The sequence below is a fragment of the Cupriavidus sp. 30B13 genome, from assembly GCF_049059565.2.
Taxonomy (GTDB): domain Bacteria; phylum Pseudomonadota; class Gammaproteobacteria; order Burkholderiales; family Burkholderiaceae; genus Cupriavidus.
This window is the reverse complement of the sequence record NZ_CP188224.1, coordinates 718810-731929: the sequence shown is the minus strand read 5'-3', so window position 1 is coordinate 731929 and position 13120 is coordinate 718810. Positions and strand designations below refer to the sequence as shown.

The 13120-nt window shown below is 70.4% G+C and carries 13 protein-coding genes; 9 read left to right on the top strand and 4 right to left on the bottom strand.

Annotated features, from left to right (window positions below):
- Entirely contained in the window at positions 1 to 981 is a 981-nt protein-coding gene (locus tag ACKI2N_RS22635) for a Bug family tripartite tricarboxylate transporter substrate binding protein (protein WP_420992994.1), read from the top strand.
- 4 nt (positions 982 to 985) lie between these two features.
- Entirely contained in the window at positions 986 to 1558 is a 573-nt protein-coding gene (locus ACKI2N_RS22630) for a GAF domain-containing protein (RefSeq protein ID WP_420992993.1), read from the top strand.
- On the opposite strand, the gene ACKI2N_RS22625 is transcribed toward ACKI2N_RS22630, so the two are convergent.
- From ACKI2N_RS22625 to ACKI2N_RS22615, 3 genes are all read right to left on the bottom strand, one after another.
- The gene (locus ACKI2N_RS22625) at positions 1530 to 4019 is read right to left on the bottom strand and encodes a TonB-dependent siderophore receptor (RefSeq protein WP_420992992.1); all 2490 of its coding nucleotides are present in this window, start codon (positions 4017 to 4019) and stop codon (positions 1530 to 1532) included. The genes ACKI2N_RS22630 and ACKI2N_RS22625 overlap by 29 nt on opposite strands.
- Positions 4020 to 4152: 133 nt before the next feature.
- Complete coding sequence (locus tag ACKI2N_RS22620; RefSeq protein WP_420992991.1) at positions 4153 to 5193, bottom strand: FecR domain-containing protein; 1041 nt, start codon at positions 5191 to 5193, stop codon at positions 4153 to 4155.
- The gene (locus tag ACKI2N_RS22615; protein WP_420992989.1) at positions 5190 to 5702 is read right to left on the bottom strand and encodes a sigma-70 family RNA polymerase sigma factor; all 513 of its coding nucleotides are present in this window, start codon (positions 5700 to 5702) and stop codon (positions 5190 to 5192) included. The genes ACKI2N_RS22620 and ACKI2N_RS22615 overlap by 4 nt, the downstream gene beginning before the upstream one ends.
- Positions 5703 to 5884: 182 nt before the next feature.
- Between ACKI2N_RS22615 and ACKI2N_RS22610 the strand changes: the two genes are divergently transcribed.
- The 3 genes from ACKI2N_RS22610 to ACKI2N_RS22600 are packed head-to-tail and all read left to right on the top strand — an operon-like array spanning position 5885 to position 8032.
- Positions 5885 to 6997 carry an AbrB family transcriptional regulator gene (locus ACKI2N_RS22610; RefSeq protein WP_420992988.1) on the top strand — a complete coding sequence of 371 codons (1113 nt, stop codon included), beginning with the start codon at positions 5885 to 5887 and terminating at the stop codon, positions 6995 to 6997.
- A gap of 29 nt (positions 6998 to 7026) precedes the next feature.
- The gene (locus ACKI2N_RS22605; RefSeq protein ID WP_420992987.1) at positions 7027 to 7359 is read left to right on the top strand and encodes a hypothetical protein; all 333 of its coding nucleotides are present in this window, start codon (positions 7027 to 7029) and stop codon (positions 7357 to 7359) included.
- A 34-nt stretch (positions 7360 to 7393) separates the two neighbouring features.
- Positions 7394 to 8032 carry a TetR/AcrR family transcriptional regulator gene (locus tag ACKI2N_RS22600; protein WP_420992986.1) on the top strand — a complete coding sequence of 213 codons (639 nt, stop codon included), beginning with the start codon at positions 7394 to 7396 and terminating at the stop codon, positions 8030 to 8032.
- A gap of 69 nt (positions 8033 to 8101) precedes the next feature.
- Here the strand turns inward: ACKI2N_RS22600 and ACKI2N_RS22595 are convergent, their stop codons facing one another.
- Positions 8102 to 9076 carry a Bug family tripartite tricarboxylate transporter substrate binding protein gene (locus ACKI2N_RS22595; RefSeq protein ID WP_420992985.1) on the bottom strand — a complete coding sequence of 325 codons (975 nt, stop codon included), beginning with the start codon at positions 9074 to 9076 and terminating at the stop codon, positions 8102 to 8104.
- Between the two features lie 292 nt (positions 9077 to 9368).
- On the opposite strand from ACKI2N_RS22595, the gene ACKI2N_RS22590 reads away from it, so the two are divergent.
- The 4 genes from ACKI2N_RS22590 (at position 9369) to rutC (ending at position 13120) form a co-directional block, all read left to right on the top strand.
- Positions 9369 to 10556, top strand: coding sequence for a 12-oxophytodienoate reductase (locus tag ACKI2N_RS22590; protein WP_420992984.1), 1188 nt, complete (start codon positions 9369 to 9371; stop codon positions 10554 to 10556).
- A gap of 226 nt (positions 10557 to 10782) precedes the next feature.
- Complete coding sequence (rutA, locus tag ACKI2N_RS22585) at positions 10783 to 11895, top strand: pyrimidine utilization protein A (RefSeq protein WP_420992983.1); 1113 nt, start codon at positions 10783 to 10785, stop codon at positions 11893 to 11895.
- A 12-nt stretch (positions 11896 to 11907) separates the two neighbouring features.
- A complete protein-coding gene (rutB, locus tag ACKI2N_RS22580; protein WP_420992981.1) occupies positions 11908 to 12687 on the top strand; it encodes a pyrimidine utilization protein B in 780 nt (259 codons plus the stop codon).
- Positions 12688 to 12727: 40 nt separating this feature from the next.
- Positions 12728 to 13120 carry a pyrimidine utilization protein C gene (gene rutC, locus ACKI2N_RS22575; RefSeq protein WP_420992980.1) on the top strand — a complete coding sequence of 131 codons (393 nt, stop codon included), beginning with the start codon at positions 12728 to 12730 and terminating at the stop codon, positions 13118 to 13120.

The following is a 13120-nucleotide window of genomic DNA, read 5'->3' as shown; positions in this document are numbered from 1 at the left end:
ATGAAAGCCGTACTCAAGCGCTGCCTGCTGGGCCTTGCCGCGTTCTCGCTGTGGTGCGCCGCGTCGGGCGCCGGCGCGGCGGATGCCTATCCGCAGAAGCCCATCACGCTGATCGTGCCGTGGGCCGCGGGCGGCTCCACCGACATCCTGGCGCGCGTGCTGTCCGAGCACCTGACGCGCTCGCTGGGCCAGCCGGTGATCGTCGACAACAAGCCGGGCGCCTCGGGCAATATCGGCTCGGCCATGGTGGCGCGCGCCAGGCCCGACGGCTACACGCTGCTGGTCGGCTCGATGAGCACGCACGCGATGAACCCGGCGCTGATGCCCAACATGCCGTTCCGCGGCGTGGAGGACTTCACGCCGCTGGGCCTGCTGGCCTACGTCACCAACACCATGGTGATCCATCCTTCTGTGCCGGCCCGCAACGTCAAGGAACTGATCGCCTACGCGCGCGCCAATCCGGGCAAGCTGGCCTACGCCAGCGCCGGCCCCGGCTCCACCAACCACCTGAGCGCCGTGCTGTTCGAGAAGATGGCCGGCGTGCAGATGCTGCACGTGCCCTACAAGGGCGGCGCGCCGGCGGTGGTGGACACGGTTGCCGGGCAGACCCAGCTGCTGTTCTCGGCCGGCACGCAGACGCTGCCCCACGTGAAAGCCGGCAAGCTGCGCCTGCTCGCCGTCACCGAGAGCAAGCGCTCGCCGCTGCTGCCCGACGTGCCGACCGTGGCCGAGACGGTGCCCGGCTATGAGCTGGCGGTCTGGTACGGCGCTTTCGGCCCGGCCGGCATGCCGCCCGCGCTGGTGGCGCGCCTGAACCAGGAAATCAACCGGATCATGTCGCTGCCCGAGGTGAAGGAAAAGATGAACGCCATCGGCGTGGAAACCGCCACCTCCACGCCGCAGCAGTTCGCCGCCACGCTGCGCCGCGACGCGGACCGCTATGGCAAGCTGATCCGCGAGCTGGGCATCAAGGGGGAATGAGGACGTGAGCGGACGCACTCCCGATACGGCCAGCGTGACGCTGCCCGCGGCCCTGCTGGACACGCTGTGCCGCGCACTGGCGGCGGCCGGCGCGCCGGCCGCCGCCTTCGGCGCGATCGGCGGCGCCACCGCGGCGCTGCTCGGCCCGGGCCTGCTGACCATCAACGCGTGGCGGCGCGACAGCGCCGAGGTGGAGCGGCTGTGGTCCTCGGACCCCGGCGCCTATCCCGTCGGCGGCCGCAAGCACAAGCCCGATTCCCCGTGGTCGCGCCAGGTGCTGGGCCAGGGCGAGGCCTTCGTCGGCGAGGGCGACGACGCGCTGGCCGCCGTGTTCGACGACATCGCGGTGATCCGCGGGCTGGGCCTGTCCGCCGTGGTCAATGTCCCGGTGTGCGAGGGCGGGCGCTGCGTGGGCACCTTCAATTTCCTGGCGGCGCGCGCCGCGTGGACGCCGGGCGAGGTGGCCACGCTGCGCATGCTGGCGCAGATGGCCACACCGGCGGTGATGGCGGCGAGCCGCGCGGACCGAGGCGGCGGCACCGGCGACCTCAGTACGTCAGGCGCAGCGTCGCGGTGACGTTGCGCGGCGCGCCGAACTCGCCGAAGAAGGAGTTGGGCACGCGGGCGTAGTAGTGGCGGTCGGCGATATTGTTCAGCGCCAGGAAGGCTTCGACGTGGCGGTTGAAGCGGTAGCCCACGCGGGCGTTGAACAGCGCGTAGCCGCCCTGCGTCCAGTAGCCGCGCGTGGTGCCGCTTTGCGCCAGCATGCTGGCGCCGAGGAAGGTGCCGGCCAGCGGGCCCGAGGACAGCCGGTAGCTGGTGGCCAGCTTGAACAGGTGGCGCGGCTCCTCGGCGTCGTAGGCGCTGCCCTGCAGCGTGGGGCTGGAGGTGTAGCGCGTGTTCAGCAGCGTATAGCCGGCCGAGATGTTCCAGTTGGGCAGCGGCATGCCGGCGACCTCGGCTTCCCAGCCCTGGCTGCGCACGGCGCCGCTGGCCACCGAGCCGACCGGGTGGTCCTGGTCCTCCACCGCGAGATCGTTGCCGTTGATGCGGAAGGCCGCCACCGACGCGTTCAGGCGGCCGTCGAGGAAGGCGGCCTTCAGCCCTGCCTCGTACTGCTCGCCGGAGAACGGCGGCAGCGCGCCGCCGTCGAAGGTGGTCTGGGTCTGCGGCGAGAAGATCTTGGCGTAGCTGGTGTAGGCCGACAGTTGCGGCGTGATGCTGTAGACCAGCCCGGCATACGGGATGAACTTGTGCTCCTCGGCCGCGGCCACGCTCCAGTCGCTGCCCGGCGCCGGCAGCACGGTGCGGGTCTTCTGCTGGAACCAGACCTCGCGCCCGCCCAGCACCAGCGACAGCGGATCGAGCACCTGCAGCCGGGCCTGGCCGTAGACGCCGTACTGGATGGTGCGCGTATCGGTGCCGTTGTCGAAGTTGTTCAGGTCGGGCCTGGGGATGACCGGGTTGAAGATGTCGTGCGTGCCGAGGTCGGGATAGGTGTTCAGGCTGTCCTGCCACAGCGACGAATAATTGGCGCCGAACAGCAGGTGATGCTCGCGCCCGAACAGCTTGACCGTGCCCGACACGTTGGAGTCGAAGCCCAGCCATTCGTTGGTGTTGCGCTGCCCCTGCCCGAAATAGTCGGCCAGGCCGGTGCCCGCTTCCGGCGTGGCGGCGTAGGCATACGCGCCGCGGCTCAGCGAATGGCGGTAATACAGCGTGGTCTGCGACTTCCAGTCGTTGTCGAAGCGGTGCGTCACCGTGCCGTTGACTTCCTGCATCGACTGGTAGGAGGTGTTCCAGCCCGGCCCGTAGTTCTGCGAGCGGCCGCGCGGCCCGATCACTGGCGTGCCGCTGGTGTCGACGCCCACGCCGTAGTCGAAATTGTCGAGCGGATTGACCTGGTAGGCGGCCGACAGCGACACCGTGGTGCGCGGCGTCAGGTCGTACTCGATGATGCCGTAGCCCAGCCCGAGCTTGCTGCTCTGGCCGTCGACGAAGCTGTTGCTCTTGCTGCCCACCACCACCGCGCGGCCGCGCAGCGTGCCGGCCTCGTTGAGCGGCCCGGTCACGTCGATCATCTCGCGCAGCGCGGCCCAGGAGCCGACCGAGGTTTCGCTGACGAAGCGGAACTTGTCGCCGGGCTGCTTGCGCACCAGGTTGACGCTGCCGCCCAGCGAACCCTGCCCGTCGATCAGGCCGGAGGGGCCGCGGAAGACTTCGAGGCGGTCGTACATGGCCAGGTCGAACTGCGACTGGTACTGGATGCCGTTGAGCAGCGAGATGCCGTCGTACTGCACGTTGACGGGAAAGCCGCGCGCGTTGAAGTAGGCCGAGCCGTCGCCGTAGTTCACCGAGGTCAGGCCGGGCGTGTACAGCAGCGCCTCCTGCAGCGTGCGGATGTCCTGGTCGTCCAGCTGCTGGCGGGTCAGCACCGAGACCGAGCTGGGAATGTCCTTCTGCGCGACGGGCGCCTTGCCGAAGTTCGTCACGGCGCGCGCGCCGTAGCTGCCGCTGCCGTCGGTGGTGGCGCTCAGCTCGCGCTGGCCGCGCACTTCCACGGCGGGCAGCGTGGGCCCGGCGGCCGCGGGTGCCGCGGCGATGGCGGCGGCGCTGGCCTTGCGCAGGCTGTAGCCGCTGCCGGCCTGCGGCACGGCCTCGAGCCCGGTGCCGTCGAGCAGCCGGCGCAGGCCGGCCTCGACGCCGTAGCTGCCGGACAGGCCATGCGTGGCCAGGCCGCCGACGGCGGCGGCGTCATACGACAGGTTGATGCCCGCGGCGCGCGCGAACTGGTTCAGCGCGGGCTCCAGCGGTCCGGCGGCGATGCCGTAGGCATGGGCGTTGGCCGGGGCCGTGGCGGCCTGCGCGCAGGCCATGCGCGGCACGGCCGCGCTGCCCAGCGCCAGGCCCAGCAACGCGGCGCGCAGGGCCAGCGTCAGCGGGCGCGGGGCCGGGGCGGCATCGGCGCGGAGGGAGAGGGCACGGCGGGAGAGGGCACGGCGGGACAAGCGCGAGAAACGGGGGGCAGGAGCGGACATCGGCGGATTCGGGCGGATCGGATACGGCAGGTTGCAGGAGGGCTTCTACTTGTCTGCCGAGCGAAAACGCCAATCCCCTCAGTTTTTCTCCGTTTTTTTTCGGGCGGGCCGCCGCGGGACCGCCCCGGCCCGCTCAGGCCGTGCCGTCCGGGCCCACCATGACCCAGAAGCGCGTGAGGAAACGCACCTTGACCGGCAGCGTCTGCACCAGGAATTGCAGCGTGGCGTCGGTGTCGCCGAGCTGGAACACGCCCGACACGGGCAGCGCGGCCACGCGCGCGTCGCAGCCGACATGGCCGCTGCGGTAGCGGGCCAGCTCGGCCAGCAGCGCGTCCAGCCGCATGCCGCGCGCGGCGATCACGCCGTCCACCCAGCCGGCCGGGTCGGCCGCGGGCGCCGGCACCAGCGAGGCACCGTCGGCGCCGAGCCGGCCGCTCTGCCCGGCATGCACGATGGGCGCGCCGGGATCGGCGGGCAGGCCGGTGGCCGGATGGAGCTGCACCGCGCCCTCCTGCACGCTGATGCGCGCGTCCGCCGCGTACAGCCGCACCGTGAAGCGCGTGCCCAGCGCCTGCATGGCGCCGAACGGCGTGCCGACCCAGAACGGACGCCGCGCGCGCGCCTGCGCATCGTGCCCGGTGGTGACCAGCATCTCGCCGCGGCGCAGCGTGATGCGGCGCTGCACGCTGTCCATGCGCACGTCGACGGCGCTGTCGGTATTGAGCACGACCACGGTGCCGTCCGCCAGCGCGATGGTGCGGCGCTCGCCGGTGGCGGTGCTGTAGTCGGCCACGAGGCGCTGCCACGGTGCGTGGCGGTAGCCGGACCATCCCGCCGCCAGCGCGACGCTGCCGAAGGCCAGCGCGCGCAGGGCGTCGCGGCGCTGGCGCGCGCGCGCCGCGCGCAGGGCGTCGGCGGCGTCGAGGGTGTCGTGCGCGAGCCGCGCCGGCAACCGCGCGAAGTCGGCGTTGAGCGACTGCACCCGCCCCCATGCCGCGGCATGCAGCGGGCTGGCCGCCAGCCAGCGGGCGAACGCCTCGCGGCCCTGCGGCGTGGGCACGTTGAAATCCAGGCGCACCGCCCAGGCGATGGCCTCGTCGACGATGTTGCCGGGGATCTCGGCGGCGTCCGCCGCCGCGGCCATGCCGGCGGACGCGCTGCGGGCCGCGCTCATGCGTGGAAGCGCAACTGGTAGCAGTGGCGCAGCGCGCTGGCGATATAGCGCTCCACCGTCGACAGCGACACGCCCAGGCGCGTGGCGATCTGCGGGCAGGTCAGCCCGTCGAGCTGGGCCAGCAGGAAGGCGGTGCGGACCTTGGGCTTGAGGCTGTCGAGCATGGCGTCCACCGCGATCAGCGCCTCCAGGAACAGTAGCCGGCTCTCGGGCGACGGCGCCTCGGGCTCGGGCAGCGCGGCCAGCGTCTCCAGCCACGCCAGCTCCAGCTCGCGCCGCCGCCAGCGCTCGACCACCAGCCCGTGGGCGATGGTGCTCAGGTAGGCGCGCGGCTCGCGCATCTCGACGGCGGCCGGACGCGCCAGCAGGCGCATGAACACGTCCTGCGCCACGTCGGCGGCGTCGAAGGCGTTGCCCAGCTTGCGGCCGAGCCAGCCCTGCAGCCAGCGGTGGTGGTCGCTGTAAAGCGCGTGGATGTGTTGGTGCGGGAGAGGTGCGGCGGCCGGCATCGTTGTTCCCCTGGCAGGGCTCGTGCCCCCGATTCAATTGCAAATAAGAATTGTTTGCATTCTATCGAAGGGCATACCGGGCTGCAATCGCGGCGCGTCCGCGTTGACTTATGCGAAGATACCTTCTACTATTTTTTGCGAGAATATCCTCGCATATCGACACCTGCAAGCAGAGCGCCAAGATGCCCGACGCCATCACCCGGAACCCGCCCCGCGCGCCGGATTCCGCCACCGGAAAGGCCGGCCGCGTGCTCCGCTGGGTGGCGCTGGCGGGGTTTTCCGCCGCGCTCGCCGCCGCGCTGGAGTGGCTCGGCGTGCCGGCTGCGCGGCTGTTCGGACCGTTGCTGGCAGGCATCATGGCGAGCGCCGCCGGGGCGCGCCTGCGCGTGGCGCCGGCGGCGTTCCTGGTGTCGCAGGGGCTGATCGGCTGCATGATCGCCAGCATGCTGCCGTCATGGTTCTACGGCACGGTCGCCGGGCGCTGGCCGGTGTTTGCCGCCGGCGTGGTCTCGGTGATCGCGGTCAGCGGCGCGCTGGGATGGTGGCTGACGCGCCGGCGCGTGCTGCCCGGCACCACGGCGCTGTGGGGGCTGAGCCCGGGCGCCGCCACCGCCATGATCCTGATGGCCGAATCCTATGGCGGCGACGCCGAGCTGGTGGCCTTCATGCAGTACCTGCGCGTAATCGTGGTGGCCGCGGTCGCCGCCGTGGTGGCCAGGATCTGGGGTGTGGGCGAGCATCATGCGCACCTCGCGGCCGGCTGGTTCGCGCCGGTCCCCTGGCTGCCGCTGCTCGAGACGCTCGCGCTTGCCGTGCTGGGCCCGGCGATCGCGCACCGCTTGCGCATCCGCGCCGGCGCCTTCCTGCTGCCGCTGTTCGCCGGCATGTACCTTGCCCATCATGGCTGGATCCGGCTCGCGCTGCCGCCCTGGCTGCTGATGCTGGCCTACGCCATGGTCGGCTGGCGCATCGGCTTTCGCTTTACCCGGCCGCTGCTCCTGCATGCGGCCCGGGCGCTGCCCCGGCTGCTGATGTGCACGCTCGCGTTGGTCGGCGCATGCGGCGCGCTCGCCGCGCTGCTGGTGCTGGCCACCGGCGTCGATCCGCTCAGCGCCTACCTGGCCATGAGCCCGGGCGGCGCGGACACGGTGGCCCTCATCGCCGCCTCCAGCCATGTCGACGTGCCGTTCGTCATGGCCATGCAGATGCTGCGCTTCCTGGCCGTCCTTCTGCTGAGGCCGCCGCTGGCGAGGTTCTTCGCCGCGCGGGCCGGCCGCCGCGCCTCTCTTTCCTGACCCCGCTCCTCAACCATCACGGCGACGCCATGATCCACTTCTCCACCTTCTTCTGCGGAGCGCTGCTCTGCAACAGCATTCCGCACCTCAGCTCGGGGCTGCGCGGCATGCCGTTTCCCACGCCGTTCGCGCGGCCGCGCGGGGTCGGCGATTCCCCGCCCATTCTCAACAGCTTGTGGGGCTTCGCCAATCTCGTGGCCGGCCTGTTCCTGCTGTCCCGCCATCCGGTCGGGCTGGCGTTCGGCGCGGAGCTGGCGGTGCTGCTGGCCGGCGCGCTGGCGATGGGCGTGTACCTGTCGCTGCATTTCGGCAAGGTCCAGCGCAGCCGGCACCGGGAACGGGCCGCGCGGCCCCCGTGCTAGCATGCCCCGCTCCTCCTATCGCATCCCCGCCGACATGTCTTCCGAACCCTTCACCCAGCCGGGCGCCGGCGCCAACGAACCGAAGCGCCAGCGCGGCCGCATCCGCGTCGCGGCGATCCTGGAGGCGGGCGCGGAGATCTTCCTGGAAAAAGGCTACGAGGCGGCCACCATGACGGAGATCGCGGCGCGCTCGGACACGGCCATCGGCTCGCTCTACCGCTTCTTCCCGTCGAAGGAAGCGCTCGCCGATACCCTGCTGCTGCGCTACGCCAAGCTGGCCGTCGACGGCCTGGCCGAGGTGGAGCAGCGCGCCGCGGCGATGCCGCCCGAGGCGCTGGCGGCCGCGCTGGTGGACTTCATGCTGGCGCTCAAGGCCGAGCGCAGCTTCGCCATCGCACTGCTGGACGCCGGCGCCGGCAGCGACGACAAGCGCGCCCAGTTCCGCGCGGCGATGCGGCACGGTGTGATGGCTATCGTCAAGAAGGCCGCGCCCAACCTGCCCGCGGCGCGCGCGGAAGCGATGGCGGCAGTCCTGCTGCACCTGCTCAAGGGCGTGCTGGGCGCGCGCGGCGCCGATCAGGACAAGCCGGCGCTGCGCCGCGCGGTGGCGAACGAAACGCGCGAACTGGTGCGCATGTACCTCGCATCGGCGCGCGCATTGCCTGCCGCGTAGCCCCCTGTCCGCGCCGATGCCGGCGGACGCCACCGTCGGCGGCGCCGGCACCGGGGAGCGCCGCCGCGCTCAGTTCATGCGCACGTTGGCGTCCTTGACGACCTTGCCCCACTTGGCCACGTCGGTCTTCACCAGCGCGGCAAGCTGTACCGGCGTGCTGGCCTCCAGCACCACGCCCTGGCTGGCCATGCGCTCCGCCAGGTCCGGCGCGGCGACCGCCTTCTGCACCTGCGCGTTGAGCACTTGCACGATCTCCTTGGGCGTGCCGGCCGGCGCCAGCAGGGCGAACCAGTTCTTGACCTCGAACCCGGGCAGGCCGGCTTCGGCAAGCGTCGGGATATCCGGGCTGGTGGGCAGGCGCTTCGCGCCGACCACGCCGAGCGCCTTGAGCTTGCCGTTCTTCACCAGCGGCATCGACGACGGCACGCTGTCGAAGAACACCGAGACATTGCCCGCCAGCAGATCCGGCATGACGTTGTTGCTGCCCTTGTAGGGCACATGCAGGATGTCGACGCCGGCGGCCTCCTTGAACATCTCCAGCTCCAGGTGGGACAGCGTGCCGTTGCCCTGCGACGCCGCGCTCAACTGTCCCGGCCTGGATTTGGCCAGGGCGATCAGTTCCTTTACCGAGTTGGCCGGGACCGACGGATTCACCACCAGCATGTGCGGCACGTGGCCGACCAGCGAGACCGGCGTGAAGCTCTTGATCACGTCGAAGCCAAGCTTGCCGTAGAGGTTGGCCGCGATGGCGAGCGAACCGGATGCCAGCAGCAGCGTGTAGCCATCGGGCGCCGCCTTGGCGACCTGGTCCGAGCCGATGGTGCTGCCCGCGCCGGGACGGTTTTCCACCAGCACCGGCTGGCCGAGGCCTTCCGAGAGCTTCTGGGCGATGGCGCGGCCCAGCACATCGGTCGCGCCGGCCGGCGGGAAGGGCACGATCAGCCTGACCGGCCTGGCCGGATATGGCTGCGCCATGGCGGCGCCGGTGGCCAGCGCGCAGACGGATAGCGCCAGCGTTACCAGGCGCGCGACTTTTTTCCTCATTTGGAGATTTCCCGGAAACCGACGGAAGCGAAATGCCGCGCAGCGGGGCGCGGCGGCCAGCGTGGCACGCAATGTCTGTGCCAGCAGTCATTGACGGTGCCGGCTCGATGGATGGCGCCCCGGCCAGCGCCGCATCCGCGCGATTGCCGCCGCGCGGGCGACAGACTGTCTCCGTGCGCGCCGTTTATCGCGGCCCGGCGCATGGTTATGGTGGCGGGCGATCCGCTGCCCGCAAGCGCGCCCGCGCGCGGGCGGCCTTGCCTTCGTCAACCCCGCCACCTTGAAAACCACAATGACAATCGAATCGTTCCCGCACGTTGCCCACGGCAGCCCGTCCGCCGTGCCAGTCGCGCGCACGGCGAAGCTCTTCGAGCCCGTGCGCATCGGCCCGCTTGCGCTGAAGAACCGCATCGTGATGCCGCCGATGACGCGCACCATGGCGCCCGGTGGCGTGCCCGGCCCGGCCAACGCGGCGTATTACGCCCGGCGCGCGCGCGGCGGCGTGGGGCTCGTGATCACCGAGGGAACCTGGGTTCCCCACGCGGCGGCCGCTAATGAAGAGAACGCGCCGCGCATGTACGGCGACGACGCGTTGCAGGGCTGGGCCGCGGTGGTGCGCGCGGTGCATGCCGAAGACACGCCGCTCATCGCGCAGCTCTGGCACGTCGGCCAGATGAAGCAGCACATGGTCGAGAGCCTGTACGCACCGCGCGCGGCCGGCGACGCGCCGCCGCCGCGGGTCGGCCCGTCGGGCTGGTTCGGCGGCATCGGCCACGCGCTCACGCACGACGGCGAGGCGGCGACGCAGCAGGACATCGACGCCGTCGTCGAGGCCTTCAGGCAAGGCGCGCTGAACGCGCAGGCCGCCGGCTTCGACGGCGTGGAGATCCACGCCGCGCATGGCTACCTGTTCGACCAGTTCTTCTGGCCGGGCACCAACAAGCGCACCGACGAGTACGGCGGCTCATTGCAGAACCGCGTGCGCCTGGCCGCCGATACCGTGCGCGAGATCCGCCGCGCCACCGGCCCCGGCTTCGCGATCTCGCTGCGCTTCTCGCAGTGGCGCGTCCAGGACTTCCATTCGAAACTGTTCGCCGATCCCGGCGAGCTGCTGGGCTTCCTCGAACCGCTGAGCGATGCCGGGGTGGACGTGTTCCATTGCTCGCAGCGCCGGTTCTGGGAGGGCGAGTTCGGCACCGACCGCAACCTGGCCGCCTGGACCCGCGAGCTGTCCGGCAAGCCGAGCATCACGGTCGGCTCGATCGCCATGACGGGCGAACACATCGACACCTTGATGGGACAGGAAAGCGGCGTCACGGGCATCGACCACCTGCTGAAGATGGCCGAGCGCGGCGATTTCGATCTCGCCGCGGTCGGCCGGGGCCTGCTGGTGGATCCCGACTGGGCGCGCAAGGTCCGCGAAGGCCGCCTCGACGAGCTCAAGCCCTGGAGCCGCGAGGTGCTGTCGACCCTGGTCTGAGGGCCGCGGCGCCCGGCGGCAGCGCGCGGCCGCACCCAAACCGGGCGCCCGCCGCACCATCCTGACGCGGCGGCACAAGACCTTTTGATCCAACTTGGACCATTTGGTCAAACAGATGCCGTCGCGATTTTACAAGTAACTGATTTTTATAGGTTTATATATTTGGCACGACGATTGCTAAACGTTCATGCGCCTATCGCACTCACTCTCACCCATGAGGCCCTTCATGAACGTCGGCATCTTCATCCCCATCGGCAACAACGGCTGGCTGATCTCGGAGAACGCACCGCAGTACAAGCCGAGCTTCGAACTGAACAAGCAGATCGCACAGAGCGCGGAACACTACGGGCTGGACTTCGTGCTGTCCATGATCAAGCTGCGCGGCTTCGGCGGGAAGACGGAGTTCTGGGACCATAACCTGGAATCGTTCACGCTGATGGCGGGCCTGGCCGCCGTGACCAGCAAGATCAAGCTGTTCGCGACTTCCGCCTCCCTCGTGATGCCGCCGGCCATCGTCGCGCGCATGGCATCGACCATCGACTCGATCTCCAACGGCCGCTTCGGGCTCAACCTGGTGACCGGCTGGCAACGGCCCGAGTACTCGCAGATGGGCATGTGGCCCGGCGACGAGTTCTTCTCCACGCGCTACGCCTACCTGTCCGAATACATCCAGGTCCTGCGCGACCTGTGGGAGTCCGGCAAGTCCGATTTCAAGGGCGACCACTTCCAGATGGAAGACTGCCGCCTGAGCCCGCGCCCGCAAGCCGACATGAAGGTCATCTGCGCCGGCCAGAGCGATGCCGGCATGGAATTCTCCGCGCAGTACGCCGACTACAACTTCTGCTTCGGCAAGGGCGTGAACACGCCCAAGGCCTTCGCGCCGGCCGCCGAGAAGCTGATCGAAGCCACCGCCAGGACCGGGCGCCACGTCACCACCTACGTGCTGATGATGGTGATCGCCGACGAGACCGACGAAGCGGCCCGCGCCAAGTGGGAGCACTACAAGGCCGGCGCCGACCAGGAAGCCATTGCGTGGCTGGGCCAGCAGGGCGCGGCCGACACCCGCTCCGGCAAGGACACCAATGTGCGCCAGATGGCCGACCCGACCTCCGCCGTCAATATCAACATGGGCACGCTGGTCGGCTCCTACGCCTCCATCGCCCGCATGCTGGACGAAGTGGCCGAGGTCCCCGGCACCGAGGGCGTCCTGCTGACCTTCGATGACTTCGTCGGCGGCGTGAAGGCGTTCGGCGAACGGATCCAGCCGCTGATGAAGAGCCGCGCCGGCGCCGATACGCCGGTGCCGAGCCTGGCGGGACAAACGGCGCTTGCCGCCTGAACGGAGCCAGCCATGACGCCCCCGAAAAACCAGACCCTGACCTCTGATACCGCCGCCGGCCTGCCCTCGCTGCCCGGCACGCCGGCCCCGCTGGTGATACCCGCGCGCCCGGAGCCGCTCGCGGTGCAGCGCGGCAACACGGCGCTGATCGTCGTCGACATGCAGAACGCCTACGCCACGCCCGGCGGCTATGTCGACAGCGCCGGCTTCGACATCTCCGGCGCGCGCGGCGTGATCGACAACGTGGTGCGCGCCGTCGCGGCCGCGCGCGCCGCCGGCATGCCCGTCGTCTTCCTGCAGAACGGCTGGGATGCGGCGTACGTGGAGGCCGGCGGCCCCGGCTCGCCGAACTGGCACAAGTCCAATGCCCTGAAGACCATGCGCCGGCACCCGGAACTGCAGGGCCGCTTCCTCGCCAAGGGCGGCTGGGACTACGCGCTGATCGACGCGCTGGTGCCCCAGGCCGGCGACATCGTGGTGCCCAAGACGCGCTACAGCGGCTTCTTCAACAGCACGCTCGACAGCACGCTGCGCGCGCGCGGCATCCGCAACCTCGTGTTCACCGGCATCGCCACCAACGTGTGCGTGGAATCCACGCTGCGCGACGCGTTCCATCTCGAATACTTCGGGCTCATGCTCGAAGACGCGACGCACGAGCTTGGCGGCCCGGCCATCCAGGCCGCGGCGGTCTACAACGTGGAGACCTTCTTCGGCTGGGTCGCCACGGTCGACGACTTCTGCCGCGCGGTGGCGCACGCCCCCGCCTGCGCCGCCACGGCCGAACCCGCCTGACCCCGCTCTCGCCCCCAAACCCCGCGCACAGGAAACCACCATGCCCAAGCAAGCCCTGATCCCGGCCGGTACCGGCACCCCCATCGCCCCCTTCGTGCCCGGCGTGCTGGCCGAAGGCTTCGTCTTCGTCTCCGGGACGCTGCCGTTCGACAAGGACAACAACGTGGTCCACGTCGGCGACGCCGCGGCCCAGACCCGCCACGTGCTGGACCTCGTCAAAGGCGTGCTGGCCGAAGCCGGCGGCACCCTGGACGACGTCACGTTCAACATGATCATGCTCAAGGACTGGGCCGACTACGCCGCCATCAACGCGGTCTATGCCGAGTATTTCGCCGGCGTGAAACCGGCGCGCTATTGCATCCAGTGCGGCCTGGTCAAGCCCGACGCGCTGGTGGAAATCGCCTCGATCGCCAACGTCGGCAAGCGGGCCTGA